Source organism: Candidatus Baltobacteraceae bacterium (genome assembly GCA_036559195.1).
Lineage (GTDB): Bacteria > Vulcanimicrobiota > Vulcanimicrobiia > Vulcanimicrobiales > Vulcanimicrobiaceae > JALYTZ01.
In genome coordinates this window covers 48,783-74,283 of the sequence record DATBTN010000048.1, presented here as the reverse complement: position 1 = coordinate 74,283, position 25,501 = coordinate 48,783, and the positions used below count along the sequence as shown (strand labels likewise).

The 25,501-nt window shown below is 64.2% G+C and carries 27 protein-coding genes and 6 tRNA genes; 9 read left to right on the top strand and 24 right to left on the bottom strand.

The window, feature by feature from the left end; genetic code table 11:
• Positions 1-386: DUF2203 domain-containing protein (locus VIG32_07280; protein HEY8297805.1), on the bottom strand; the 386-nt coding region annotated here is incomplete at its 3' end.
• A 27-nt stretch (positions 387-413) separates the two neighbouring features.
• Here VIG32_07280 and rapZ point away from each other — a divergent pair.
• Both rapZ and VIG32_07270 read left to right on the top strand, forming a co-directional pair.
• Positions 414-1,274 carry an RNase adapter RapZ gene (rapZ, locus tag VIG32_07275; GenBank protein ID HEY8297804.1) on the top strand — a complete coding sequence of 287 codons (861 nt, stop codon included), beginning with the start codon at positions 414-416 and terminating at the stop codon, positions 1,272-1,274.
• Entirely contained in the window at positions 1,271-2,629 is a 1,359-nt protein-coding gene (locus tag VIG32_07270; GenBank protein HEY8297803.1) for a YvcK family protein, read from the top strand. Before rapZ ends, VIG32_07270 begins: the two co-directional genes overlap by 4 nt.
• On the opposite strand, the gene VIG32_07265 is transcribed toward VIG32_07270, so the two are convergent.
• Both VIG32_07265 and VIG32_07260 read right to left on the bottom strand, forming a co-directional pair.
• Positions 2,593-3,717 (bottom strand): glycerate kinase, encoded by a 1,125-nt coding sequence (locus tag VIG32_07265; GenBank protein ID HEY8297802.1) that lies wholly within the window; start codon positions 3,715-3,717, stop codon positions 2,593-2,595. The two genes, VIG32_07270 and VIG32_07265, sit on opposite strands and share 37 nt — an antisense overlap.
• Before the next feature lie 5 nt (positions 3,718-3,722).
• Entirely contained in the window at positions 3,723-4,052 is a 330-nt protein-coding gene (locus VIG32_07260) for a carboxypeptidase-like regulatory domain-containing protein (protein HEY8297801.1), read from the bottom strand.
• Between the two features lie 123 nt (positions 4,053-4,175).
• Between VIG32_07260 and VIG32_07255 the strand changes: the two genes are divergently transcribed.
• A complete protein-coding gene (locus VIG32_07255) occupies positions 4,176-5,573 on the top strand; it encodes a cystathionine beta-synthase (protein ID HEY8297800.1) in 1,398 nt (465 codons plus the stop codon).
• 5 nt (positions 5,574-5,578) lie between these two features.
• Positions 5,579-6,739 carry a cystathionine gamma-synthase gene (locus VIG32_07250; GenBank protein ID HEY8297799.1) on the top strand — a complete coding sequence of 387 codons (1,161 nt, stop codon included), beginning with the start codon at positions 5,579-5,581 and terminating at the stop codon, positions 6,737-6,739.
• A 5-nt stretch (positions 6,740-6,744) separates the two neighbouring features.
• Here the strand turns inward: VIG32_07250 and VIG32_07245 are convergent, their stop codons facing one another.
• Both VIG32_07245 and VIG32_07240 read right to left on the bottom strand, forming a co-directional pair.
• Positions 6,745-7,359, bottom strand: a complete 615-nt coding sequence (locus VIG32_07245) for a hypothetical protein (protein ID HEY8297798.1) — start codon at positions 7,357-7,359, stop codon at positions 6,745-6,747.
• Entirely contained in the window at positions 7,356-8,399 is a 1,044-nt protein-coding gene (locus VIG32_07240) for an alpha/beta hydrolase-fold protein (GenBank protein HEY8297797.1), read from the bottom strand. The genes VIG32_07245 and VIG32_07240 overlap by 4 nt, the downstream gene beginning before the upstream one ends.
• A gap of 53 nt (positions 8,400-8,452) precedes the next feature.
• Between VIG32_07240 and VIG32_07235 the strand changes: the two genes are divergently transcribed.
• From VIG32_07235 to VIG32_07220, 4 genes are all read left to right on the top strand, one after another.
• A complete protein-coding gene (locus VIG32_07235; GenBank protein ID HEY8297796.1) occupies positions 8,453-12,331 on the top strand; it encodes an amino acid permease in 3,879 nt (1,292 codons plus the stop codon).
• A gap of 47 nt (positions 12,332-12,378) precedes the next feature.
• A tRNA-Leu gene (locus VIG32_07230) sits at positions 12,379-12,463 on the top strand.
• A 102-nt stretch (positions 12,464-12,565) separates the two neighbouring features.
• Positions 12,566-13,828, top strand: a complete 1,263-nt coding sequence (aroA, locus tag VIG32_07225) for a 3-phosphoshikimate 1-carboxyvinyltransferase (GenBank protein ID HEY8297795.1) — start codon at positions 12,566-12,568, stop codon at positions 13,826-13,828.
• Complete coding sequence (locus VIG32_07220) at positions 13,825-14,931, top strand: hypothetical protein (protein ID HEY8297794.1); 1,107 nt, start codon at positions 13,825-13,827, stop codon at positions 14,929-14,931. Before aroA ends, VIG32_07220 begins: the two co-directional genes overlap by 4 nt.
• Here the strand turns inward: VIG32_07220 and VIG32_07215 are convergent.
• The 4 genes from VIG32_07215 to VIG32_07200 are packed head-to-tail and all read right to left on the bottom strand — an operon-like array spanning position 14,928 to position 17,338.
• Positions 14,928-15,272: a hypothetical protein gene (locus tag VIG32_07215; protein HEY8297793.1), complete on the bottom strand. Its 345-nt coding sequence runs from the start codon at positions 15,270-15,272 to the stop codon at positions 14,928-14,930. The two genes, VIG32_07220 and VIG32_07215, sit on opposite strands and share 4 nt — an antisense overlap.
• Positions 15,273-15,275: 3 nt before the next feature.
• A complete protein-coding gene (locus VIG32_07210; protein HEY8297792.1) occupies positions 15,276-15,536 on the bottom strand; it encodes an FmdB family zinc ribbon protein in 261 nt (86 codons plus the stop codon).
• Between the two features lie 47 nt (positions 15,537-15,583).
• On the bottom strand, positions 15,584-16,090 hold the full coding sequence (locus VIG32_07205; protein ID HEY8297791.1) for an SRPBCC family protein: 507 nt from the start codon (positions 16,088-16,090) through the stop codon (positions 15,584-15,586).
• 48 nt (positions 16,091-16,138) lie between these two features.
• Complete coding sequence (locus VIG32_07200; protein HEY8297790.1) at positions 16,139-17,338, bottom strand: M20 family metallopeptidase; 1,200 nt, start codon at positions 17,336-17,338, stop codon at positions 16,139-16,141.
• 53 nt (positions 17,339-17,391) lie between these two features.
• Here VIG32_07200 and VIG32_07195 point away from each other — a divergent pair, with 53 nt between their 5' ends.
• Complete coding sequence (locus VIG32_07195; GenBank protein HEY8297789.1) at positions 17,392-18,114, top strand: hypothetical protein; 723 nt, start codon at positions 17,392-17,394, stop codon at positions 18,112-18,114.
• Between the two features lie 37 nt (positions 18,115-18,151).
• Here VIG32_07195 and VIG32_07190 read toward each other — a convergent pair.
• From VIG32_07190 to VIG32_07120, 15 genes are all read right to left on the bottom strand, one after another.
• Positions 18,152-18,239, bottom strand: a tRNA-Ser gene (locus tag VIG32_07190).
• A 61-nt stretch (positions 18,240-18,300) separates the two neighbouring features.
• On the bottom strand, positions 18,301-18,744 hold the full coding sequence (tadA, locus tag VIG32_07185; protein ID HEY8297788.1) for a tRNA adenosine(34) deaminase TadA: 444 nt from the start codon (positions 18,742-18,744) through the stop codon (positions 18,301-18,303).
• Between the two features lie 12 nt (positions 18,745-18,756).
• Positions 18,757-18,830, bottom strand: a tRNA-Arg gene (locus VIG32_07180).
• A gap of 6 nt (positions 18,831-18,836) precedes the next feature.
• The gene (locus tag VIG32_07175; GenBank protein ID HEY8297787.1) at positions 18,837-19,022 is read right to left on the bottom strand and encodes a hypothetical protein; all 186 of its coding nucleotides are present in this window, start codon (positions 19,020-19,022) and stop codon (positions 18,837-18,839) included.
• Positions 19,023-19,130: 108 nt separating this feature from the next.
• Positions 19,131-19,205 (bottom strand) — tRNA-Met (locus VIG32_07170).
• 127 nt (positions 19,206-19,332) lie between these two features.
• Positions 19,333-19,406 (bottom strand) — tRNA-Arg (locus VIG32_07165).
• A 71-nt stretch (positions 19,407-19,477) separates the two neighbouring features.
• A tRNA-Ser gene (locus VIG32_07160) sits at positions 19,478-19,569 on the bottom strand.
• Positions 19,570-19,610: 41 nt separating this feature from the next.
• Positions 19,611-20,171 (bottom strand): DoxX family protein, encoded by a 561-nt coding sequence (locus tag VIG32_07155; GenBank protein ID HEY8297786.1) that lies wholly within the window; start codon positions 20,169-20,171, stop codon positions 19,611-19,613.
• Positions 20,171-21,283 carry a glycosyltransferase gene (locus tag VIG32_07150; protein HEY8297785.1) on the bottom strand — a complete coding sequence of 371 codons (1,113 nt, stop codon included), beginning with the start codon at positions 21,281-21,283 and terminating at the stop codon, positions 20,171-20,173. The genes VIG32_07155 and VIG32_07150 overlap by 1 nt, the downstream gene beginning before the upstream one ends.
• A 26-nt stretch (positions 21,284-21,309) precedes the next feature.
• Positions 21,310-21,591 (bottom strand): hypothetical protein, encoded by a 282-nt coding sequence (locus VIG32_07145; protein ID HEY8297784.1) that lies wholly within the window; start codon positions 21,589-21,591, stop codon positions 21,310-21,312.
• Between the two features lie 10 nt (positions 21,592-21,601).
• Positions 21,602-22,588 (bottom strand): endolytic transglycosylase MltG, encoded by a 987-nt coding sequence (gene mltG, locus VIG32_07140; GenBank protein HEY8297783.1) that lies wholly within the window; start codon positions 22,586-22,588, stop codon positions 21,602-21,604.
• Positions 22,588-23,010, bottom strand: a complete 423-nt coding sequence (gene ruvX / locus VIG32_07135; protein ID HEY8297782.1) for a Holliday junction resolvase RuvX — start codon at positions 23,008-23,010, stop codon at positions 22,588-22,590. The genes mltG and ruvX overlap by 1 nt, the downstream gene beginning before the upstream one ends.
• A 3-nt stretch (positions 23,011-23,013) precedes the next feature.
• A complete protein-coding gene (gene recO, locus VIG32_07130) occupies positions 23,014-23,766 on the bottom strand; it encodes a DNA repair protein RecO (protein HEY8297781.1) in 753 nt (250 codons plus the stop codon).
• Entirely contained in the window at positions 23,763-24,152 is a 390-nt protein-coding gene (locus VIG32_07125) for a cytidine deaminase (protein HEY8297780.1), read from the bottom strand. Before VIG32_07125 ends, recO begins: the two co-directional genes overlap by 4 nt.
• On the bottom strand, positions 24,142-25,464 hold the full coding sequence (locus tag VIG32_07120; protein HEY8297779.1) for a hemolysin family protein: 1,323 nt from the start codon (positions 25,462-25,464) through the stop codon (positions 24,142-24,144). The genes VIG32_07125 and VIG32_07120 overlap by 11 nt, the downstream gene beginning before the upstream one ends.
• Positions 25,465-25,501: the final 37 nt, after the last annotated feature.

The following is a 25,501-nucleotide window of genomic DNA, read 5'->3' as shown; positions in this document are numbered from 1 at the left end:
CGGCGGTCGGTGAAGCTTTCGGCGATTTCGTGCCAGTGGGCGATTTGGGGCTCGCCGGGTTTCCAGCAGAGGTAGACCGGTCGTCCCTCGCGCATCGAGGGGAAATCCACTAACCCGAGGTCGATGTCTTTAACGATGCAGCCGTATGCCTCGATTCGATTGATGAGTCGAACGATCTCCGCTTTGCGTTCGCTAAAGCGACCGGGCGCGAAGGGCGAGCGCAGGCCGGCGACGCGCGGGTGCGGGATCGAGGTGACTCCCCCGACCCCCGGATCGCTCTCCAGGAGCTTGATCGCGAGGTCGCGCCGCTTCGTCCAGAGTTCTTCGAGCAGCGGCATCACCTTGGGGATGAGGGCGTTGGCCTTTTCGGGCGAAAACAACTTCATGGACGTTGAGAGCTCCGGGACGGGCGCATGGCGGTAGACAGGCTCATTTTCGTTACCGGCCTCTCCGGCGCCGGAAAAAGTCAGACGATGAAGACTCTTGAAGATTTGGGCTTTTACTGCGTCGATAACCTTCCTCCCGCGCTGGTCGCGGCGACGCTCGCGTTGCTCGACGAGGCTCAATTTCGCAACGTGGCCATCGCGCTCGACGTTCGCAGCGGCGGCACGCTCGGCGACTCGCTTCCGGTTATCGAGCGCACGGCGGCCGCCGGAGTTAAAGCGGAGACCCTCTTTCTGGACGCACGCGACGAGGTGCTCGTACGGCGCTATAGCGAGACGCGCCGCCGGCATCCGTTCGCGGCCGCGGGATCGTTGCGCGAGGCCATCGCGATCGAGCGTTCCACGCTCGCTTCGCTGCGCGCGCACGCAACGAACGTTATCGACACCACGAGCCTCACGCACGCCGACTTAAAAGACCGCATCGTGAAGGCGTTTGCGGCGAGCGAACAAGAGCGCCGCCTCGCCGTGACGATCGTCGCGTTTGGCTTCAAGTACGGAATACCGCTCGATCTCGACATGCTTTTCGACGTACGCTTTTTGCACAATCCGAATTACGTCGACGCGCTGCGGCCGCTGACGGGCGCCGATGCGTCGGTGGCAACGTATATCGAAACGGATCCGGCTCTCGCGCCGTTTCTGGAACGGTTATTCAGCATGATGGATTTTTTGATGCCGCACTTTCGCAACGAGGGAAAGTCGCAGATTACGATCGGTATCGGCTGCACCGGCGGCCGGCATCGCTCCGTCTACGCCGCGCGCCGGCTCTTCAATCACCTCGAAGGGCTCGGCGGCGCACAGATCCATCTCGACTTGCGAGATACCACGCGATGACGCGATGGCGCGAGCGCTTCGTAGCGCTGATTCGGTGGTGCTATCCCGGGCTCGGAGTTAAACGCTGGCTGGTCGTAGCGATCCTCGGCCTGCTGCTGCTCGTCAACGCGATCAACCGCTACCTGGTAGCGCAGGGCTTGCATTTTCAAGTCAACGAACTCGTCGACGACTTCGTCAACGACTACTTTTCGCCGGCGTACCTCTCGTGGATATTCGGCGCGATCGGCCTGCTGCTGATGTTCTTCGGAATCCGGCAGTGGCTGCGCGCGATCATCGGCGCGAGCGCGATCGGCGGCCAAGGGCGCATCGTCGACACGCTGCTCGAGATGCGCTTGCAGCAAGGCTACAAAATCGTGGCGGTCGGCGGCGGGACCGGGCTCTCGACGCTGCTGCGCGGTCTGAAACTCAAAACCACCAATCTCACGGCGGTCGTCACCGTGAGCGACGACGGCGGCAGTTCGGGGCGTTTGCAGAAAGAGCTGGGCGTCTTGCCGCCGGGCGACGTGCGTAACTGCTTGGTCGCGCTCGCCGACGACGAAGCGATGGTGACCGATCTTTTCCGCTATCGCTTTCACGATGGCGAGGGGCTCACCGGCCACTCGTTCGGCAATCTCTTTCTGGCCGCGATGACCGGCATTACCGGCAATTTCGACGAGGCGATCAAAGAGTCGAGCCGCGTGCTCAATATCAAAGGACGCGTGCTGCCGGCGACGCTCGGCGTCGTGCGGCTCTGCGCGAAACTCGCCGACGGCACGATCGTCGAAGGCGAATCGAACATCTCGAAATCGCACGAACGCATCGAAACCGTCTACTTCGAGCCGTCTTTTGCCGCGCCGTTGGCCGAGGTCATCGCCGCCATTCGCGAGGCCGACGCGATCGTGCTCGGCCCGGGCAGCCTCTTCACATCGATCCTGCCGAACTTCTTAGTCGATCGGATCGCGCGCGAAGTCGCCGCGTCGCCGGCGGTAAAGATGTACGTCTGCAACGTGATGACGCAACCCGGCGAGACCGATTCATTGACCGCGGCCGAACACGTTGAAGCGTTGCTGCGCAATGCGGGCGAGCGCGTCTGCGACTACGTGATCGTCAACGATCAGCCGCCTTCGAAATTGCTCGACATCTACGCGGAGGAAGGGCAGGTTCCGGTCGCGCCCGATATCGCGCGGATCGAAGAGCTGGGCATGACGCCGGTGCGCGCGCAGGTCATCAGCGAGACGATCAACGTTCGCCACGATCCGCAGCGCTTAGCCGAAGTCGTCATCGGCGTTATCGACCGCGCGGTCGCGGCACGCGCCTCGTTCATGAGGCCGGCACCCGGTCAAGCTCGGCCGGAACGTTCGAAGTCTCCGGCGTAGTCGCGCGCGGCGCGTTCTAAATACTCCGCCGCATGGCGCATTGAATCGTCGGCCGATGCGCCGTCGGCGGCGATCGGGCGAACGGCGATCTGCTCCGACTCCAACTTCTTCCGCGCGCCGGCATCGATGGCGCCGCCGAACGCCACTACCGGTACGTGCGCGGCCTTTGCAAGTTGCGCGACGCCGAAGATCGTTTTACCGTGCAGGGTCTGCTCGTCGATTTTGCCTTCGCCCGTCGCGCACAGCGTCGCGCCTTCGAGCAGGCGGTCGAGCCCGCGTTCTTTCGCGATGAGCTGTACGCCGCGCTCCATCTTCGCGTTCAGGAAAGCGACGAGCGCGAAGCCCAGTCCGCCCGCCGCACCGGCACCCGGCACGTCGCGATCGTCGCGACGCAGCGTCTGCGCGGCAACGTCGGCGATTCGCTCGAGCGTCTGATCCAAGAGCGCGATTTGCGCTTCGTTTGCGCCCTTTTGTTCGCCGAACGTTCGCGAGGCACCGTCGGGACCGCAGAGCGGATTGTCGACGTCGACGGCGACGCGCAGATCCGCATCGCGAAAGCGCGGGTCGAGTCCCGAGAGGTCGATCTCGGTAAGTTTTTTGTATTCGAGAACGCTGCCGCCGAGTTCTTCGCCGAAATCGTCGAGGAACCGCACGCCGAGCGCGCGCAGCATTCCGGTGCCCGCATCGTTGGTGGCGCTGCCGCCGATTCCGATAACGAAGCGTTTCGCGCCGGCATCCAGCGCGGCTTTCAATACTTCGCCCGTGCCGAACGTCGTCGCGTGAAGCGGATCGTACTCATCGGTGCGCAGCAGTCCGAGTCCGGATGCCGCCGCCATCTCGACGATCGCCGTGCCGTCCTGCATCGCGAACGCAGCTTCCACCGGTCGGCCGAGCGGACCGCGAACGCGCGCTACGTGCCGCGTCGCGCCGCCGAGCACGAATGCATCGACCGTGCCCTCGCCGCCATCGGCCATCGGACAGAGCGCGAATTCGGCATCGGAAAACACCGGCCGCATGCCGCGCTCGATCGCTTCTGCAGCTTGCGCGGCGGTGAGACTACCCTTAAATTTGTCGGGCGCGACGACGATGCGTGTCAGTGGTCTAACAGGATATTGAGCGTAACGGTCTTGCCGGGATCGGCGCGACCGGCATGCGTTGCAACCGTCTTATAGCCGTTCGCCTCGACCGAGTAGTCGTAATCGCCGCTCGGCACGTTGATCGAAAATTTGCCGGCAGCATCGGTCGTAGCTTTTAGGACGGTATCGACCAAGACGGTCGCGTTTGCAACCGGCTGGTTCGTTGCGCGGTCGAGCACGACGCCGGTGAGCGTCGAGTAGGTGCCTCCAGGCGGCAACGAACCGTCGTTGCAGCCGACGAGGACGGCGAGCGCGAGCAGCGCTCCGAAGAGTCGTGCGACTTTCATAGCCATGTGTTCGCTCCCAAACGCGCCGGCTCCGGCTGCCGTGACTGCGGCGGAGGGCGCGCGCCTCGCCGTGCTGAACCGCGTTCGGAGTCCCCCCGTTTTTGGAGGTCCCTCTTGGATACCATGGTACCGGCCCAGCCGCAAACCGGCCTGCACTACTATAACGACGCGCTCGAAGCGATCGGCAACACGCCGCTCGTGAAGCTCAACAAAGTCACCGACGGCGCGGAGTGTTTGGTGCTGGCGAAGGTCGAGTATATGAATCCCGGCGGCAGCGTGAAAGACCGCCCGGCGGTAGCCATGCTCGAAGCGGCCGAAAAGGCGGGGCACCTCAAACCGGGCGGAACGATCGTCGAGCCGACCAGCGGCAACACCGGCTCCGGACTCGCCATGGCCGCCGCCATTCGCGGCTACCGCTGCATTCTCGTCATGCCCGACAAGATGTCCAAAGAGAAGGTCGATCTGTTGCGCGCGTACGGTGCCGAGGTCGTCGTGACGCCGACCAACGTTGCCAACGACTCGCCCGAGTCGTATTACGGCGTTGCAAATCGCCTGGCAGCCGAGATCCCCGGCGCGTTTCAGCCGAATCAGTTTCACAATCATCACAACCCCGAGGCGCACTATCGCACGACCGGACCGGAGATCTGGGAGCAGACCGGCGGCAAGCTGACGCATTTCGTTGCCGGTATCGGCACGGGCGGAACGATCTCGGGAGCGGCCCGTTATCTTAAAGAACGCGACGCCAAGATTCACGTCGTCGGCGCCGATCCTGAGGGCTCCATCTACTCGGGCGACATTCCGAAATCGTACGCGGTCGAAGGCATCGGCATGTCGTACTTGCCCGAGACCGTCGATCTTAAAGTGATCGACGAGATGGTTCGCGTTTCGGATCGCGACTCGTTTCTGATGGCGCGGCGCATCACGCGCGAGGAAGGCTTGCTCGTCGGCGGTTCGTCCGGGACCGCGGCCGTCGCCGCGATCAAACTCGCGAAGACGCTGCCGAAAGAGGCGATTTTGGTCGTGCTCTTCCCCGATTCGGGGCGCGGCTACATGTCGAAGATTTTCAACGACGAGTGGATGATCGCTAACGGCTTCCTCTCCGAAGGCAAACGCCGCGCCACGGTGGGCGACGTGCTGCGCAGCAAACGTCCGCTGCCACAGATGATCACCGTCAACGAGGACGACGTCGTCAAACACGCGCTCGATTTACTGCGTCAATACGAGATCTCGCAGATCCCGGTGGTGCGCGGACACGAAAACGTGGGCAGCATTAACGATATCGGGGTCATGCAGGCGGTCTTCGACCGCGCCGACATCCTGCACAAGCCGGTCAGCGAAGTGATGGGACGCCCGTTCCCGATGGCCGATCAAAGCGACGAAATCGAAAAGGTCTATCGGTTGCTGACCCTTGCCAATCCGGCGGTCGTCGTAACCGACGCCGACGAACCGATCGGCGTGCTCACGCGTCAAGATATCATCAGCTACCTTTCCTCTACCTCAGAAACGCCGAAAGCCGTCTAACGCGCATGAAATTCAGCACCAAAGCCATCCACGTCGGACAAGGCGCCGATCCCACGACCGGCGCCACGATCGTCCCGATCTATCAAACCTCAACGTACACGCAGGAGGCCGTCGGCTCGCACAAAGGATTCGACTACAGCCGCACGGTTAATCCCACGCGCGTCGCGCTCGAAGCGCAGCTCGCCGCGTTGGAGGGCGCCGAGTACGGCAGCGCGTTTGCCAGCGGCATGGCCGCGACCGCGGCCGTACTCAATCTGCTCTCGGCCGGCGATCACGCCATCGTGACCGACGATCTCTACGGCGGAACGTATCGGCTTTTCTCGCGCGTCCTCGCGCGTTACGGACTCGAGTTCACCTACGTCGATATGGCCGACATCGACGCCGTACGCGCGGCGATCAAACCGAATACGAAACTCTTCTGGATCGAAACGCCGACCAATCCGCTGCTCAAGCTCATCGACATTCGCGCCGTCTGCGCGCTGCGCAAACCCGGCCAGATCGTCGCCGTCGACAATACGTTCGCATCGCCGTATTTTCAACAGCCGCTGGCGCTCGGAGCCGACATCGTCGTACACTCTACGACCAAATACATCGGCGGTCATAGCGACGTCATCGGCGGGGCCGCGCTCACCAGCAATCGCGAGTTTCACGATCTCATAAAGTTCCATCAAAACGCCGTCGGTGGCGTCCCGAGCCCCAACGATGCGTGGCTCACGATGCGCGGCGCAAAGACGCTTGCGATTCGCATGCGCGAGCACGCGCGCAACGCGCAAGCGGTCGCCGAATTCCTCGAAGCGCATGCCGAAGTCGATCGCGTCTACTATCCCGGGCTGCCCTCGCATCCGCAGCACGATCTTGCCAAGCGGCAGATGAGCGGTTTCGGCGGCATGGTCAGTTTTACGCTGCACGGACCCGAGCAGCGCGCCATCGATTTCGCGAGCCGCATGCACTATTTCAGTCTGGCCGAGAGTCTGGGGGGCGTGGAGTCACTCATCTGCCATCCCGCGCGCATGACGCACGGATCGATCCCCAAAGAGGATCGCGAAAAACGCGGCGTCACCGACGGGCTGCTGCGCCTCTCGGTCGGAATCGAAGATATCGACGACTTACTCGAAGATTTGCGCGGCGCGCTCGAACGTACGGTGCGCGAACCCGCTCGCGCGTAGGCGGCCTACTGGCGATTGCGCGGGTATGCGACGCCGGAGAGATTGCTCAGCGCCGCGCGCGCGTCTTTTTCATCCAGTTCGCCGAGTTTGGCTTTGATCGCGACGGTAACGGCGCGCATGCCGTCTACCCACACGTACTGATACCACTTCTGCGAAGCGAATCCCGAGCCCACGGAGAGCACCATCCAAAACGCCGGCATGCCGTTGGAGAGCGTGGTCTGTTCTTTTCTCGAAACGAAGAGCGAATCGACTTTGCTTCGCAGCTCGTTTTCGTTGGTGCCCTCGAAACCGGTAAGGCTGAACCCGTCCCAGTTCTCCATCGAGACGGTAATGAGGCGCTGCTCGTCGCGTCCCGGACTCTTGACGAACGCCGCTACGATCGTCGATTGGGAAAAATTCGTCGGGTCGTGCGGCGGAACGTTGAGTTTGAAGTACCCCGCCGGTGCCGTAAACTGCATGGCCGGATCGCTGAACTGCACCGGCGCGGCGGGTGCCGGGCTTGCGGCCGGCGCGGGAACGCTCGCCGGCGGGGCCGCGTTCGAAGCGGCCGGCACGAAAAACAGGGCCGCTGCAAATGCCGCAACCGCGCGCGATGTGAAATGAATCGAGGGGCGCTTCATGATCTCTCCAAAACGTGCGTGAGTGCCGGCAGCGAGACTTCGTAGCGGTAGCCGACGTTGCGATGATCGTCGTCGAACTCTTCGTGCTGCACGGAGAGGCCGAATTCCCGCAGACGCGCGGCCATCAGCCGGGCACCGATATCCAACCCGTACTCGTCGCGCCGGCCGCAGTCGAGGTAACGAAGCCGCAGCTCGGCGAGTTCCGCTTGCTTCGTCAGCGCCATCTCAACCGGGTCGAACGCCCGCCAACGCGCGAATACCGCCTCGTCGAGCGCGCCGGTCGCCCGATCGAACGGCAGGTCGAGATCGAAAGCGTTCGCGCTGCGGGGCGAGTATGCGGCGGCGTACCCGAGCATCTCCATCGCCTGGTACTCGTTCTGAGGGCGCTTGTTCTGCCGCTCGAAGCGTTCCACGAAGGCGCGAATATTCCAATCGAACGTCTCGAGAACGCGCTGCAAGGCCGGAAAAGCCGGCGGATGCGCGTACGGAAAGTACGAGTCGCCGCTGTGCGAAGCGAAGGCCGCAAAGACGCCCGGGTACTGCATCGAGAGATACATCGCTCCGAAACCGCCCGAGGATTTCCCAAAGACGGCGCGACCGCCGGCGTGGGCGATCGTTCGATAGGTGCGATCGACGTGTCCGATAACGTCGCGAATCGCGTACGTCGCGTAGGCGCCGTTGTGAATCGAATCGACGTATTGCGAACCGCCCAGACGCGTGAATCCGTCCACGATCGCCAGCACCGCGGGTGGCATCGCGCCGCCGGTAACGAGCCGGTCGACCCATTGCACGAGATTTCGTTCCCAGGGACGCGCGGCCACGAGCGCGGCGGCGTCGCCGGTATAGCCGTGCAGCGCGTACAGGACCGGGTAGCGGCGCGAACCCTGCGCGTCGTAGTCCGGCGGCAGATAGACCACGATCGGACGCTCCGCGGGATCGCCGAGTGGGTTATCGCGCAACGCCGCGCTCTCGATAAAGTCGACGCGAACGTCGCCGGCGAGGCGCAGAAGCCGCGCGAGATCGGATTGTGGCACGCTCATGCGCGAGGCTTTCGCCGCCAGGGCGCAGCCCGACTGCACCGAACCTGCGCTCGATGATACGCGGGATCGGATTGCGCGGCGCCCTTTCGATCAACATGATCACGATGATCGGCATCGGACCGCTGATCACCGTGCCCCTGGTCGTCGCATCGCTGCACGGTTCGCTCGCGCTCGCGGGCTGGATCGTCGGCGCCTCGATCGCGATTTGCGACGGTTTGGTTTGGGCGGAACTCGCGTCGCGCTATCCCGGATCGGGCGGTACCTACGTGTACCTGCGCGAGGCTTTCGGGCGAGACGGCTGGGGACGGCTATTCGCATTTCTCTTTAATTGGCAGTTTTTGTTCTCCGCGCCGCTCCTGCTCGCGAGCGGGTATATCGGCTTCGCGCAATACGCCGGGTATCTCGTTCCGCAACTCGAGACCGCGAAGAGCGCGCAGCATCTCGTGGCCGCCGCGCTCGGTTTGATCGTGCTGGCGCTGCTCTACCGGCGCGTCACCTCCGTCGCGAAGATCGGGCTCGGGCTCGCGGTCGTCGCCACGCTCACGCTGATCGTCATCATCGTTGCCGGCCTGCCGCACGTACACGCGGCCGTCTTCGTTCCGCCCGCCGGTTCGCGTTTCGACTGGACGTTCGTGGGCGCGCTCGGCGCGGCGCTCGTCATCACGCTCTACGATTATAGCGGCTACAACGACGCCGCACTCGTCGGCGACGAAGTCGTCGATCCGGTGAAAACGATTCCGCGTGCCATTCTTCTCTCCATCGCCGTTATCGCGGTTCTCTATACGCTGCTGCAAATATCGGTTCTCAGCGTCGTGCCTTGGCAGCAGATGATCGGCTCCGCGACCTCGCAGTACGTCGCCTCCGTCGCGGTCGCAAGCGTCTGGGGAAAGGGCGCGGCGCAGGTGCTGACCGTACTGGTTCTGGTCACGGCGTTTGCCTCGACCTACGGGCTCCTGCTCGGCTTCTCGCGCATTCCGTATGCGGCGGCATTGGACGACGCATTCTTTCCCGTCTTTGCGCGACTGCATCCGCGCGGCCGTTTTCCGCACGTCTCGCTGCTGGCGGTTGGACTGCTCGCGCTGCCGGCGTGCTTCTTCACGCTCGATCGCGTTATCAGTTTCTTAACCGCCGGGATCGTACTCATCCAAGCGATCGCGCAGATCGCCGCGCTCGCGCTCCTGCGCGTGCGCGGCCCGGCGCCATTTCGAATGTGGCTCTATCCCATTCCCGCGATCGTCGCGCTAGTCGCGTGGAGCTTCATCTTCTACTCGTCGGGCTCCGCGGCCATGCTCTACGGCGCGTTGACGCTACTCGCCGGCGCGGTCGCGTATTGTATCGCAGCGCGCGCGCGGCGTTTCTGGCCGTTCGCGCTCAAACTCGGCATCGTCGCGCTGCTCGCCGTTGGCCTGGCAGCCAAACCGGCGACGGCCTCGACGGCAACGTGGGGCGCGAGCGCCATCGTGCAGCGAGGCGGGTATCCCGTCTTCACGGTCGATGGAAAGCCGTTCTTCGTGTACGGCGCCGCGTTTTTCTACGAGCGGATCCCGCGCTCGCAATGGTCGCGCTCGCTCGCGCTCTACAAGGCGCTCGGCATCAACACGATCGATCTCTACGTCGTCTGGAATTGGCACGAGCTGCGAGACGGCGACTTCGATTTTACGGGACGGACCAATCCGCGCCGCGATCTGCTCGGACTGCTGCGCCTCATTCACGACGATGGCTTCAAGACGATCGTGCGACCCGGTCCGGTCATTCGCAACGAGTGGCGCAACGGCGGCTACCCTGCGTGGCTGCTCGAGCGACCCGAATACAGCATGCCGCTGCACGACGTGCTCGAAGGCCGCTATCCGGCAACCGCGACGCTGCAGAACGCGCACTCCGACGACGCCGCGGCCGAATGGATGGCCAACGCCACGCATATGCGCTACGCAACTCGCTGGCTGCAAACGGCGTTGCGAGCCATCGCGCCGTATCGGCGCGATGTGATCGCGATCGCCCTCGACGACGATCAGGGCGCGTACATCGACAATCAAACGTGGCCGGCTCCCCACTTTCAGGCGTATCTCTCGTACCTGCGCTCCGTGGTCCAAGGCGTTACCGGGCGTTCCGTGCCGCTCTTCATCAATACGTATCAGATGAAGGTCACCGCGTCGGCTCCGGTCTGGGCTTGGGGAAACTGGTATCAGAGCGATGCGTACCGTATCGGCGAACACGATCGTTCGCAACTCGAGTTCTCGACCGCCTTGCTCGGCACGCAGCCGCATCTGCCCATCGTAAGCAGCGAGTTTCAGGCCGGTTGGCTGCAAGGCGCCGACGAGCCGCGGCCGCGCGCCGCAGATCCGTCGAACACGACGCTCGCGCTGCACACGATGCTGCAGATCGGCGCGCGCGGCGTCGTCAACTTTCCCGTTCAAGATACGCTCGACCCCGCCGGCTGGGCGGCGCCGTGGACCAACATCTTCTACAGTTGGGACGCCGCGATCTCGCTGCAGCTCGGAGCGCAGCCGCGCTGGGCTCCGACGCAGGCGTTCGGCGCGCTCGTGCGTTCGTACGGCCCGTATCTCGCAACGCTGCATACGAAGAACGACATGGCCATCGCCTATCTGACGAGCGCCTACGACGCCGCCGCGTTAACCAACGCGCAGGTCGCGCAGATTGCGGCGGCGACTATCGCGGCCCAACAGGCGTGCCGAGCCGCCGCACGCAATTGCGCGCTCGTCGACCTGCGTTATGCGCCGCTCGCCGAGCTGCACCGTTACCCGGCCATCGTCGTGCCCGACGATGGCGTCACGCTGCCGTTCATCGACTCCGTGCAGCAGAAGCTCGCCGCCTATCGAAAGTTGGGCGGCGCGACCGTTGCGTCGGTTGCGCTCGCGCGGATCGCACGCCCCGCCGCCGGCGGAATTGCGAACGCGGCGCTCTTGCTCGCGCCCGACGAACGCTCGGGGCTGCTCGATATCGTCAACTACGATACCGCACCGCAGCAAACGCCCGCGGCAGCGATCGCGCTCAACGGTTTTGTCGTTAACGTGCCGCCGGAAACCGTGCCGGCGCGCGGGGCGCTCGTCATCCCGTTGCGCGTCCATCCGCGCGCGTCGAAACCGGCATACGCTCCTCACGTGACGGCAACGCCGCAGTCCGTCCCGCTGCGTGCGGATGCTTTCGTCGCGCTCGACGAGCATTTCCAACCGGTCGCATCTAACGCCGCCGTCGTTTCCCTACGCGATATTTTTGAAGACGGATCGCCGGCAGCGGTCTTCGAAAACCGTTTGGTTCGACTCGTAATCTCGCCGGGCGCCGGCGCCCGCAGCTTGGTATTCGAAGATCTGGCGAGCGGGGAGAATCTCTTCACGACGATCGGCGCGTTGCGCGACGACGTCGCGGTTCCGCTGCCGGTCTCCGCGCGCGATTACATCGGCCGCTACACGCATCCCGTCGCGGCCGGCACGTTCAACCAGACGTATGCGACAACCGTGCTGCAGTCGGGCGATCGCGCGCAAGCCGAGTTTGCCTACGACGCGCCCGACGTGCCGCCGGCAGGCGCTCGTTTCGACAAGGTCGTTACGATGCTGCCCGGCGTCGCGGGCTTTTCCGTGGACGAACGCGTGGATTTTCACGGCACCGTTTCGGACGAAGCTGCCGTGAGCCGCAGTTCGCTCGCGATCGCGCCGCAGTCCGTCGAACTACGCGCACCAAACGGCTACGCCTTCTACGACCCGGCAAAACGTCGATCGACGATGATCGCCTGGCACGCAGGCGATGTCAGCGCCCAAGACGCCGTTCGCACGGGCGGCGACGTGCTGGTCGAACTAACGTTTGCCGGCGGCGGCTGGCGCCGAATCGCTTTCGCCGAACGCGCCGCAGCCTCGGAGGACGAGACCCGCAGCGACCTTGCCGCGTTCGCCTCCGCGGTCGCTCCGGCGCGGCGGTGACAAGGACGCGGCGCACGCGAAGCGAATCGGGCGTAGTCGTTTGGCTTGGGGAAATGGCGGAACGGTAGACGCAGCCGCCTCAAAAGCGGCCGGGTAACCCTCGTGTGGGTTCAAATCCCACTTTCCCCACCAACGCGCCCCCCTCGCTCGTCAGGGTGAGCTCGTCGAACCCATGGAACGCGACGTCCTTCGACAAGCCCGTCCTTCGACAAGCTCAGGATGACAAGATTAGAAATGATGACGTTTGCTGCGGGGGCCTTGCGGGGGCGGATTCGGGTTCCCGGCGATAAATCGATCTCGCATCGGGCGTTGATCTTGGCGGCCGCGGGGCGCGAGCCGGTGACCATTCGCAATCTCAATTCCGGGCGCGACGTTCGCGCTACCGCTAACGTATTGCAATCGCTCGGCGTCCGGATTGCCTACGAAGGCGACGCGGCGATCGTCACGGGCGCGCCGTTGCGCGATCCCGCCGAGACGCTCGATTGCATGAACTCCGGATCGACGGCGCGGATGATGCTCGGCGTCTGTGCGGGTGCGAACCTGCGTGCGACCTTCGACGGCGACGCATCGTTGCGCAAGCGTCCGATGGAGCCGGTGTCGGCGCAACTGCGCGCGTTCGGCGCGCAGATCGAAACGGCCGACGGTCTGCTGCCAACGACGATCGCCGGCACGGCGTCGCCGCAGACGCGCCGGTTCATTCTGGTTTCCGCCTCCGCGCAGATCAAGTCGGCCTTACTGTTCGCGGGCGTCTTTGGAAACGTCGCGCTCGCGACCGCGGGCGATAAAGGCTCGCGCGACCATACCGAACGCTTGTTGCGCTATTTCGGGGCCGATATCGCGTTCGATCGCGCGAACGTCGAGTTGCGCTCCGGCCCAACGGCGTTCGAGCCCGTCGACGTGGCGGGCGATTTCTCGGCCGCCGCCTTCTTCATGGTCGCGGCGAGCGTCGCACCGGGCAGTCATCTCACGATCGAAGACGTCGGCGTGAATCCGTCGCGCACCGGGTTGCTCGACGCGCTGTTACAGATGGGCGCTTCCATCTCGCTCGAGAACCAACGCGAACGCTGCGGCGAGCCCGTGGCGGATGTCGTCGTACGGCACGCGCACTTACACGGCACGCAAATCGGGGCGGAACTCGCGTTGCGAGCGATCGACGAAATTCCCGTGCTCTCCGTAGCGGCTGCCTTCGCGCGCGGCGAAACCCGCATTACGGGCATCCGCGAACTGCGGACCAAGGAATCGGACCGGGTGGCAGCGATCGAGCGCATGCTCGCCGCGGTCGCCGTCGAGGTTGAACACCTGCCCAACGGCATCGCGATTGCCGGCGGGGCGCCGGTCGCGGGCGGCGCGCTGATCGAGACCCATCACGACCATCGCACGGCAATGAGCGTGGCCGCACTCGCCGCTGGAGCCGGGCCCCTGGCCATCGATAGCGAAGCCAGCATCGACGTGAGCTTTCCCGACTTCACCCAGACCCTCGCACGGGCGCAGGCATGAACATCGAACCGCGTTATTCGGTCGATGAGTTCGAACGCGAAGCCCGGTACATTGAAAATCTGATCTGGGACGCGCTCGTCGTCTCGCCCGGCGAAGCCGTGCTCTTTTGCGGCTACGGACCCGACGGCAAGTGGGTGCGGCGCGCGATCGACGCCGGCGCGATCGTCAGCGTGATCGAGCATCGCGACGAGGTGATCCGGCGCTTTGCCGATATCGGCGCGACGCTCGTTCGCGGCAGCACCTCCGTCATTCCGGCAAAGACCGATGCGTTCGAACTCGCCGTTTCGTTTCATTACTTGCACGAAACCGATCCGTTCTTTCACGCTCAGATCATCTCCGAACTCTCGCGCGTCGCGCGTCGCGTCGCCGTCGTCGAGCCAGGACCGCCGGCCGACCCGCTCGGCAAGCGGATCTCGCTGCTCTACTCACAGGCCAAACGCGAGCTGGGGCAGTTTGAATACTACCAGCCGCTCGAGTATTGGAAGAAATTGCTGCAAGCGGTGAAGGCCGAGGTTTCGCAGCACGTCTTCGCCTTTGCGAAAGTTCCGCCGCGCGAATATCTGCTCGACACGATCGAGCTGATACTCGACACGATGGCGGTCGAGGATGCGCCGCCCAGCTACCTCAACGAACTGCGCCAGATCGCCAATCGGTCCGACGTGCAGATCTTGCCGCCCGCGCGCTTCGTATTGGTCGGCGCCGCCGCCGGCGCCCTACCCTTACCGGTGTTTACGCCGCGCGAAGAACCGTCGCCCACGCCGCGCATCGCACAGGCCGCAGCTCCGCCGGCGCCGGCGCCGAGTTACCCGCAGCCGGTGCCGATCGTGAGCGAGGCGGCCGGGTACGAATTCCCGCCGATCCAGCCGCCGCCGGCCAGCCGGCCCGTCCCCCCGCAGTGGGAGCCGCCGCCGGCATTCGTTCCTGGTCTTCCGTTCGGCGCGCCGCAACCGCCGGATATGACGCCCGCACCCGCCCCTCCGGCCACGCCGTTCGGCGCGCCGTTTGCCGTACCGCCGGGTGCCGCACCGCCGCAGATGCCGGGGCCCGGCTGGCAATGGGAGCCGCCCGAGGGCGGCGAGCCGAAGACCGAGCCGGAGCCTTAGTTCAAGTCGCGAGCGAGTAGCCGCAGCGCGGCCGAAACGGTTTTTACCGTCAAAATCGCCCGCGGAATGCCGCTCGCTTCGAAATCGCAGCGAATGGAGTCGATGGCAGCCCTGGCACGCGCGACGAGCGGCTCCGCTTCCCCGGCGGCGCGGGCGATGCGCTCGAGTTTGGGCGGGAAGGCTTCGAGGTCGCTCAAAAGTGCGGCGTCGGCGGTTCGTCCGAGATGCCTGAGCAGGCGCAGCCCGTTGAGCGCGACGGGGACGAGCGAACCGGTCGCGAGCGCAACGCCGAGGACGCACAGGATCAGCAGCAGCCACCCCGGGTGCGCGAAGACGATCATCGGCTAGGCCGCCGACTCCTTCGAGCTCGACGACGGGGCCGGGGCCGGGGCCGGCGTGGACGCCTCGGCGGGCTTGCTCTCGCCCTTCGGGCGCGAGTCGTTGATATAAAAACCCGACCCCTTGAACACGATCGGGGCGGGGTTGAAGACGCGTCCGAGGGCGCCGCCGCAGTGCGGGCACGCCTGGTCGAACGTCTCGTCGAATCCATGGCGAACTTCGGTAAGCTTCTTACACGTCGAGCATTGATAATCGTAGAGCGGCATAAGAGCGGACTGTTCTAGGCGCGGGCCCGATTTACCCGGCCGACCCGCTAGAAGTCGGCGAGGATCGCGTCCTTGTGGGTTTCGTATTCCACGAGACTCTTGAAGTGGACGAGGGAATCCTCGAGCAGCGCGGCGAGCTTGCGGCCGGAGGTGAGGTGATCGTAGATCGAACCGAACCAGCCGTGGTACGCGGGGTATTCGACGCGTACGTGAACCTTCGAGCGCGAGGTCTTGCGTTCGACGCGAAAGTCGATGCGGCGGCGCACGGAAAACGCACCGACGAGCGAGAGGTGAAAATTCGAGACGAACTGGTCGACCTCGTATCGCTGTTCGGGCTCGCCGGGAATCATCGAGCGCACGAGTATTTCACTGCCCAGGCCGATGGGAGCCTTCGCTCCCGCGAGTTCGGCGCTGCGCAGAAACGAGAGCCAGACCGGCCATTTCCCGACCGAGCAGATCAGGGCAAACGCGGCCTCGGCACTCGTCTCAATGTCGAGCGAGCCGGAGAGGCAACGCGTTCCTGGTTTTGGAAGCGCATCGCTCATAATCGCCATGGTCTATCGTTCTCCCCCTGTATATTGTGTGCCTTTAGAGAACCCGCACTAGCGGTTGGGGTTCGCTGCGGGCAGCGCGATATCGCCCGATCCAACGCCCATGGCGAAGGCCACCAGCGTCTGCACGCCGACCGGCAGCGCCGCTTCGTCGATGCGAAATTGAGCGGAGTGTCCGGGGTACGTCGACCCCGCGCGTTCGCTGCGAATGCCGAGCCGGGCGTGAACGCCGGGGACGCGCTGCGCGAAGTACGCAAAGTCTTCGCCGCCCATCGTCGGCGCCGGTCGTTCGACGCACAGCGTCGAGTGCGTTTTCATGTAACGCGAAAAATTCTCGGCGAGCACCGCGTCGTTCACCACCGGCGGATAGCCGTAGAGCACGTCGAGTTTTGCGCCGACGCCGTACGCGGCCGCCACGCCTTCGAGGATGCGGCGCGCGCGCGTTTCGAGCGCGTCCCGAATCTCCGGATCGTGCGCGCGAAAGGTACCGGTCATCTTTACTTCGTCCGCGATGATGTTGTTGCGGTAGCCGCCGACGATCGTGCCGATCGTCACGACGACGCTTTTGAGGGGATCTGTTTCGCGCGCCGCAATATTCTGCAGCGCCAAAATCATCGCAGCCGTCGCCGGAATCGCATCGGCCGCCGTGTGCGGATACGCACCGTGACCGCCGCGGCCGGTGACCGTCACGTGAAACTCGTCGGCCGAGGCATTCACGGGCCCCGGCGTAATGCCGATCTGTCCCGGTTCCAGACGCGGATCGACATGAAGCATCGCAACGGCTTCGACCTTGGGGTCGTCGAGCGCGCCTTCCGCGATCATCGGTTCGGCGCCGCCGGGCCCTTCTTCGGCCGGTTGAAAGAGCAGCACGACGCTGCCGCACAACTCGTCGCGCCGCTCCCGCAACACGCGCGCGGCGCCGAGCAGCATCGCCGTATGCGCGTCGTGGCCGCAAGCGTGCATCTTGCCGTCGACTTCCGAGCTGAAGGGCTCGCCCGAACGTTCGGCAATCGGCAGCGCGTCCATATCGGCACGCAGCCCCACCACGCGTCCGGGTTTGGCGCCGCGAATCACGCCGATCACGCCGGTCTTCGCAATGCGGCGATGCTCGATGCCGAGATCGGCGAGTTCGCGCTCGACGAGCGCTTGCGTGCGCACCTCTTCGAATCCGAGTTCGGGATGGCGATGGATCTCGCGGCGCAAGCGCACCACGCGCTCGGTCACGTCTTGCGAGGGAACGATCACGGTCATACCGCGTCTTTATGCGGCGGTACCGGCGACCCTTTCGGAGAAATGGCTTCGGGATGATTCCGGCCGACCTCGCTTACGCGCTCTTACTCAACCGAACGGCAGTCGCGTACCAGACGACGGCGCCTGCATATATCGTCTATCGCGAGCGCACGCACGTAACGGCGCCCACCCTCGGCCGCGCGCAAGACATCGACCGCTCGGTAAAAGTGCGCGTCGCCGACGACGTTGCGGTCATGCAGGATCTCCCCGCCGGCGGCGAGCGTACGGGCCAGGCGTTTCCGATCATTCCCTACTTCGATCCGCTCTCGCAGGGCTTCACGTTCAGCTATTTCGCGAACCTCAAGCGCGTGGACATCACGCTCGAACGCAAGGACGTCGGTTACTATGCGATTCCCGCGCGCGATCCAACCGTCAACGCCGTCGTTCCCTACATCAGCACGTTGTACGTGCGCTACGCGCCCGATTCGACCGACGCGCGCCTGCACTTCATCGCGACGCCGACGCCGCGGGCTTCGAGCGGCTTCTACGCGGCGGACGTCACGGAGGATCCGCAGACGAAGCTGGTCGCGCACGTCGAGATGCGCACGACCGGCGGCGACGAAACGATCGCGCTGGACTACCACGTTCTCGACGGCCACTGGGTGATCACGCACGGCACGTTCGGCTCCGCCGAGCACGTGTTCGGACTCAACTTCAACGTGGTCGCCGACGTCACGTACGATCAATTCGCATTTCCGGCAATCGCGCCGGACCCGCGTCTGGCACCAACGCACTAAGAAAAGCCCCGCCGTTGGCGGGGCTTTTCACTACATCCGGAGAGGGAGAGATTCGAACTCTCGAGACGCTCATCACGTCTGCCCGCTTTCGAGGCGGGTGCCTTCAACCGCTCGACCACCTCTCCAGAGGATGTAGCGCAGCGCACACAAAGGACCGCTGATTCGCGACGCCCGATGAAATCCTTTCTAGCGACGAGCGCGGAAGAACGCTTGCAGCTGCGCGGCGGTCTCCGCTTCCAGAACGCCGGCCGTCACTTCGACGCGATGGTTGAGCGACGGATGCGCCAACACGTCGAGCACGCTGCCCGCCGCGCCGCCTTTGGGATCGGGACAACCGTAGACCACGCGCTTGATGCGAGCCGCAATCATCGCGCCCGCACACATGGCGCACGGTTCCTTCGTCACGTAGATCGTCGCGTCGGAGAGCCTCCACGCTTGCAGCCGTTGCGCCGCTTCGCGCAGCAGCAGCATTTCGGCATGCGCGGTTGCGTCGGGACGGAGTTCCTTCTCGTTCTTCGCCTCGAGCTGCAGATCGCCGCTGACCAGCACCGCCCCGATTGGGACGTCGCCCCCGGCCTGCGCTCGCTGCGCGAGCTCCATGGCTCGGCGGATGTATGCTTCGTCGTTCAAAATAGTTTTATATGCGCCCGGAGGGATTCGAACCCCCGATCTCAGCCTTCGGAGGGCCGCGCGTTATCCAGCTACGCTACGGGCGCACAAGGCTAGCGAGGACTCTCGGGTGAGTTGCCTGCGCTCGGTATGTGTTTGAAAAGATCGAGCTTATGATCGACGAGTCCTCGGTAAAACTTGCGGACGCAGTCGGGATGACCGAAAAAATACGTGCGCGCGTACGCGAGATCGTCGCCGGAACTATCCGGCACGTAGTGCGAAATCTCAATCTCTTCCATCTGGGCCCGATCCACCGGGTGAGGACAGAAATCGCACGGGATCGTTGACATCTGGTGGTCCTTGTAGAAAGCGGAGCCGGCCGCCTTCCGGGCGGCCGGTCCGTCTATTGGTGACTCGGGGGTGATTTGAACACCCGACCAAGGGCTTATGAGTCCCCTGCTCTACCGCTGAGCTACCGAGCCTCGCCCGAGTATGATTCGACGATTTACTCTACCAGACCCGGCGGCGCCGTTTCAAGTGACGAACTCGCACGGGCGAATCCGGGAAAGAAATACGCTCTCCGATCAAGAGAGCGCATCTCGCACAATGTGCGGTCGGAGGGACTCGAACCCCCAACCTACAAGTTCGTAGCCTGTTGCTCTATCCAATTGAGCTACGACCGCACGCAGCCGCCATGTTTACGTTGCGGCTTTTTTTATTACCTCCCAGCTTTTGTCGTCTTGCCGGAGGTTGCTGGCGGAGAGGGAGGGATTCGAACCCTCGGAGGGGTTTGTGCCCCTCGGTCATTTAGCAAACGACTGGTTTTAGCCACTCACCCACCTCTCCGTAGGCGACCGCCCCATATACAGGGCATGGCCGCACAATTCCTACTGCGTGGGCGGCTCGGGCGGCGGCGCGGTTCCCATCGTCACCGGCGCCGGAGCGGGTTCGTCGACGAATTCCGGAACGAGAACGGGCTCGGCGGGCTTGCGACCCAGCAACGCATCGACGCCGAGCATTCGTCCCGTTGGAATCACGAAGCTGATCGCCGACAAAGCAAGCGCCGCGAAATCGAGCGAGCCAAGCGTATCGAACGACGAAACGCCGCCCTTTGCGAAGATGTAGTTGAGCGCGAGGAAGATTCCGCCGAGCGCGCCGAGGCGCGTCCACAAACCGAAAAGCAAACTGCATCCGACGAGTACTTCGCCGACGCGGATGAGTTCTGCAACGAGCGCCAGATTCGGCGTCACCACGTTTAAAAGGACGTCGTGATAGAACCCCGTCGAGCCTTGCGTCGCCTTCGCGACGAACCCGGGCAGAAAGCCGCCCGGCGGCAGATACTGCGCGCTGTTGAGGAACTTGCCGACACCGTGAGCGAGCCAGAATACGCCCGTGAATATCCGCGCGATCGCGAGCCAGGTCGCGTAGTATCGGGGTGATGGAAGCATTAGACGAGCACCGCCTTTTCGTGGCGCGTCGCGAGGGACGCGATGAGGGTTGCGACGTCGCGGGCCGCATCGGGACGCGCGAGGTCCTTCATGGAAGCACGCATCTTGGCGCGCAGATCCTCCGACTCGAGCAGCCGGCGCACCGTGCGCGTGAGATCGCGTTCCGTTTTTGCGCGCAGCGCCGCTTTGCGCTCAACGAGGTACCGCGTGTTGCGTTCCTCTTGTCCCGGCAGCGGTTTGAAGAGCACCATCGGAATTCCCGCGACCAGCGCTTCGGCCGAGGTAAGGCCGCCGGGCTTGGTGAGCAGCACGTCGCTTGCATGCATGTAGTCGTGCACGTTGTTCACGAACCGCATCACGCGCAGCGGGTACTTCACGTGGTTGGCCGATTCCAATACCCGTTGTTCCAGGTGCGCGTTGCGCCCGACGATCACGACCGCGCAGATCGGCAGATCGATTTCGTCGAGCGAACGCATCATCGTTTCGAGCGGCCCGATCCCCAGGCCGCCGCCCATGAGCAGCACGATGAAGCGGTCCTTCGGCAATCCCAGCCGGTCGCGTAAGGCGTCTGCCGGCTCGTGCGGCAACGCGAACGCGCGCTGCACGGGAATGCCGGAGACGACGACCCGCTCGGCTTTCACGCCGCGCGCGATCATCGTCTCGCGCATCTCCGATGTGGCGACCGCGTAGCCTTCGATGTTCTTGTTAATCCAAAACGAGTGCACGCAGAAGTCCGTCACTACACCGACGACGGGCGGGGCGTCGGGGAATTGCTTCTTGTATTCGGCCATCGCTCCGCACGGAAACGCATGCGTGCAGACGACGACGTCGGGGGCTTGCGTCTCGATCAGCGCGCGCAGGTTGCTCGCCGTAAACTGATGGACCCAGGTGCGAAACGGACCTACCTCGGTCGCGCGCTCGGCGCGATGGTAGAGAAAACGATACATCTGCGGGATGGTTTTGACCATCCCGAGATAGCCGTTGGAAACCACGCGCGAGACTACCGAGGCCGCGTATTTATACGAGTCCACGACCTGCGTTTCGACGAGCGGATCGATCTGCGCGAGCGCGTCTTTCACGGCCGATGCGGCGGCCATGTGGCCGACGCCCACGTTCGCCGAGAGAAACAGGACGCGAATTAGGCGTCCCCTCCTTCTTCGGTCGACTCTTCGGCGAGGACGAAGAAATCGTCCAGAATCTCCTGCGCCAGTTCGTCGTCGTTGAGCAGGCTGCCCTTGGCATCGGTGACCACGAACTCGTCGTCTTTCTCGCAATACAGAACCGCGTACGAGTTCTTCTCGTCATCCTCGACGAGACCGACGACCTCAAATTCGAGTTCCTTTTCATCGGTCGTCTGGATCACCAGCACGTCGCGAAGTTCGAGAGCGGCCGGTTGATTCGACTCGCCGTTGGATGACATGGTGAGCTCCTTACTTGAGATACTTGCGGACGTTGGCTTCGTGTTGAGCCAGCGTCTTCGCAAACGCGGAGTGGCCGTCGCGTTTGGCGACGTAGTAGAGATACCCGGACGTTTTGGGGTCGAAGGCCGCGGCGATCGACGGCTGCCCGGGGTTTGCAATCGGCGTCGGGGGCAGACCCTCGTGCTTGTACGTATTGTACGGCGAATCCGTCCTGACGTCTGCAAAGGTCAGCACATCTTTATGGTGCGCCAGCGTGTATTCGAGCGTGGCGTCGATCTGCAGCGGCATGTGAAGGCGCAGCCGGTTGTAGATGACGCTTGCGATGAGCGAACGCTCCTCGTCCGCCTTGCCTTCCTGTTGAACCAGCGACGCCACGGTTACGACTTGCGGGACGTTCAGCCCCAACGCCTTCGCTTTGGAGGCGGCGCCGTGCGGCAGTTCCTTTCGGAACTGCGCCGTCATGATCGCCTCGACTACGTTCGGGCTCGCGCCGAGCGGCACGAGATACGTGCTGGGAAAGAGGTAGCCCTCGAGATTCTTCGTGCGGACCCCGCCCACCACGATCGTGTCGCGTGCGAACGCCGACGCGAAACGGCGCCAGTCGCCGAAGCCCTCGTCCGCCAAACGGTGCGCCACCTGAACGTCGGTGAAACCCTCAGGAAACGTGACCCACTTCGCGATCTGCGCGCCGCCGGTCAGGAGTTGATCGAGCACGTGGTTGGGCGTCTGATGCGGTGCGAAGCGGTACTCGCCGGCGCGTACCGAGGTGTCCTCGTGTTTGAGCTTCGCGTAGAGACGGAACGCAAACGCGTTGCCGATCACGCCGCCGGCCGCCAGTTGATCGGCGATATCGTGAAAGGTCGAGCCGCGCGGAACGATGACTTGGGTCGACCTGCTCGGATGCGAGCGATCGCTGAAGATCGAAGCGCGCAGCCAGAGACCGGCCGCGGCGGCGGCGACGATCACGATCGCAACGAGCAGGCGCAAAACGCGCATCACGTGCTCGGACCGCGGCGGCGAGCGAGGAAACTCTCGAGAATCAGCGCCGCAGCCATCTTGTCGACGGCGGCACGACGTTTTGCGCGGGAAACGTCGGCGGCGATCAGCGTCTTGGTCGCTTGAGCGGTCGTCAGGCGTTCGTCCACGCGGTGAATCGTACCCGGAAAGACCCGCGCGAGCGCATCTACGAAACGATCCATCTTGTCGGACGCCGGCCCGCGTTCGCCGGAGAGCCGTACGGGATCGCCGACGACCAGTTCGTTAGCCAGGTATGCGACCGCTAGCTCCAGGATCTCCGCCAGGTCCGCAGCGAGATTCGTGCGTTCGATGACGGTCACGGGCAGGGCGAAACTGCCGGTAGGGTCGGCGACGGCTACGCCGATGCGTTTGCTGCCGACATCGAGGGCGAGAACGGCCATAGCCTACCCGGTTACGAACTCGGCGGCGTGCAGTCCCGCTTTGAGCCGGCGCCCGAGGTGATGATTGACGAGCGTCTCGATCGCCCTTGCTACCGCCGGCGTCGCACGCGCGACCGGCCGAACGGGGCCCCCCTTTCGTGCGCCCAGGGCGCGGAAATTCGCAACGTCGACGACGTCGAGTTCTAGAACCTGGCGCCAGGTGACGCGGCATTCTTCGCCGGCCAGTCCGCCGGCTTCGGGATCGAGCCACGCCGGCCGGCCCTCGAGCGGTGCGCCGCAGCGCGCGCAATGTTCGGGCGGCGGGGCGAGTCCGAGCGCTTCGAGCAAGCGCAGCGAGAAGCGCGGCAGCAATTCGAGCGGATGCGGCGATCCGTCGACCGCGGCGATTGCGCCGGTGAGGAGTTCGTAGATATCGGGCAGCGCCAGGTCGGGTTCGCAGAAGGCGTCGAGCAGCTCGGCGATCAGACTCGCCGCAGCGAACGCTTCCGGCGCGACGATGCCGTTCCAATGCGCGCATTCGATCTCGGCCGAGGTTATGACGTCCAGGTTGCGGCCGCGATGCATTCCCAGACGTACCTCGTTCATGAATTCCAACCGCCCGGCGAGATGACTCTTGGTGCGCCGGACGCCTTTAGCGACGGCGTCCACTTTGCCGCGTTCGGTGGTAAAGAGCGTGAGAATGCGATCGGCCTCGCCCAGATTTCGTCCCCTCAGCACCACGCCCAACGTTTTGTAGGCGCGCGCGGGCGCGCTCACGTGAGCGCGCGCGGACCGAATGCGTGCGGCAGCAGTTCTGCGAGCGTCGTGCGCAGCGGCTCGGCCGCCGTGGTAAACGTCACCGGCATCGCCGGATCGAACTCGGCGATGAATTGCCGGCAGGCGCCGCAGGGCGCCGTTTCGGTTGCCTCCGGACCGGCGATTGCGATCGCGCGAATCGTGCGATGGCCGGCTGCGATCGCGCTGGAAAGGGCGACGCGTTCGGCGCAGAGCGAGAGTCCGTAGCTCGCGTTCTCGACGTTCGCACCGATGACGACCGTTCCGTTGCCGACATCGACGGCCGCACCGACGGCGAACTTCGAATAGGGTGCGTAGGCGTTCGCGCGCGCCCGTTTGGCGTGTTCGAGCAGCTCGTCAGACGACATCTTCCTGCGCTTCCGTTTCGCGCTCGCGTTCGCGGCCGCCGTTACCCGTCAAACCGCTGGTATAGACGCGTAGCGACACGATACGGCGCCCGCGCATGCGTTCGACTTTGAGCCGCGTATTCTCGTCGGCGCGTATCTCCTCGCCTTCGTTCGGGAGCCGGCCGAAAAGCCCGACGGTGAAGCCGCCGATCGTTTCGAACTCCTCGAACGGTAAGCGCGTACCCAGTTTCGCATTAACGTCTTCGATATTCATGCCCGAATCGACGATCGCTTCGTCCTCGGAGACGATCCGAATCGGATCGACCTCATCTTCGTCGTGCTCGTCGCGAATCTCGCCGACGAGTTCTTCGAGCAGATCTTCCATGGTTACCAGACCGTCGGTGCCGCCGTACTCGTCCACCACGATCGCCATCGAGAATTTGTCGCGCTGCATCTCGCGCAACAGTTCGGCGATCTTCTTATTCTCCGGCACGTGGGCGACGGCGCGCATCAGCAGCCGCAGCGGCGTCGTACTCAGCGTGCCGTTCGCGAGACTGATGAGCAGCTCGCGATCGTGAACGACGCCGACGATATCGTCCTTCGATTCTTGATAGACCGGTAGTTTGGAGTAGCCCTCGGCGATGACGACGTCGAGCGCGCGGCGGGGCGAGTCGTCGATCGATACGGCAACGATGTTGGGCCGCGGCGTCATCACTTCGCGCACGATGGTGTCGCCGAACTCGATGACCGAGTGAATCATCTCGCGCTCCTGTTCCAAGAGCACCTTCTGTTCGGCGCCGACGTTGACGATCGCGCGGATGTCGTCTTCGGTGACGAAGAGCTGCTGTGCGTGCTTGATGCCGAACGGACGTAGCAAGAGATTGGTGAGGAACTGAAACGCGCGCACGAGCGGCGTCAGGAACCAAGCGACCCACCGCATCGGCTGCGCCAGACGCAGCGCCCAGCGCTCCGTATTCGAGACCGCGACCGTCTTGGGAACGATCTCACCGAAGAGCAGCAGCACGACGGTCATGACCACGGTCGAGGTTACCGCGCCGCCGGGGATTCCCAATTGAATGAAGAGGTACGTCGCCAGCGAGTCGGCTGCTAAGAGCACGACCGTATTCGCGATCAGGACCGAGGTCAGGAAGCGATTGCGGTCGTCGATGAGGCCCACGACGGCGTTCGCGCTCTTGATTCCGCGCTCCACCATGGCGCGCGCCCGCATCCGCGAGACGCCCACGAGGGCCGCTTCGGACGCGGCAAAAAATGCCGCTGCCATGACGAGCAGCACGAGCGTGCCGATTTCGAGCCAATGAATCTGGTCCACCATTAAGATCCGGCTACTCCGAATCCGCGGCGGTCGGGGG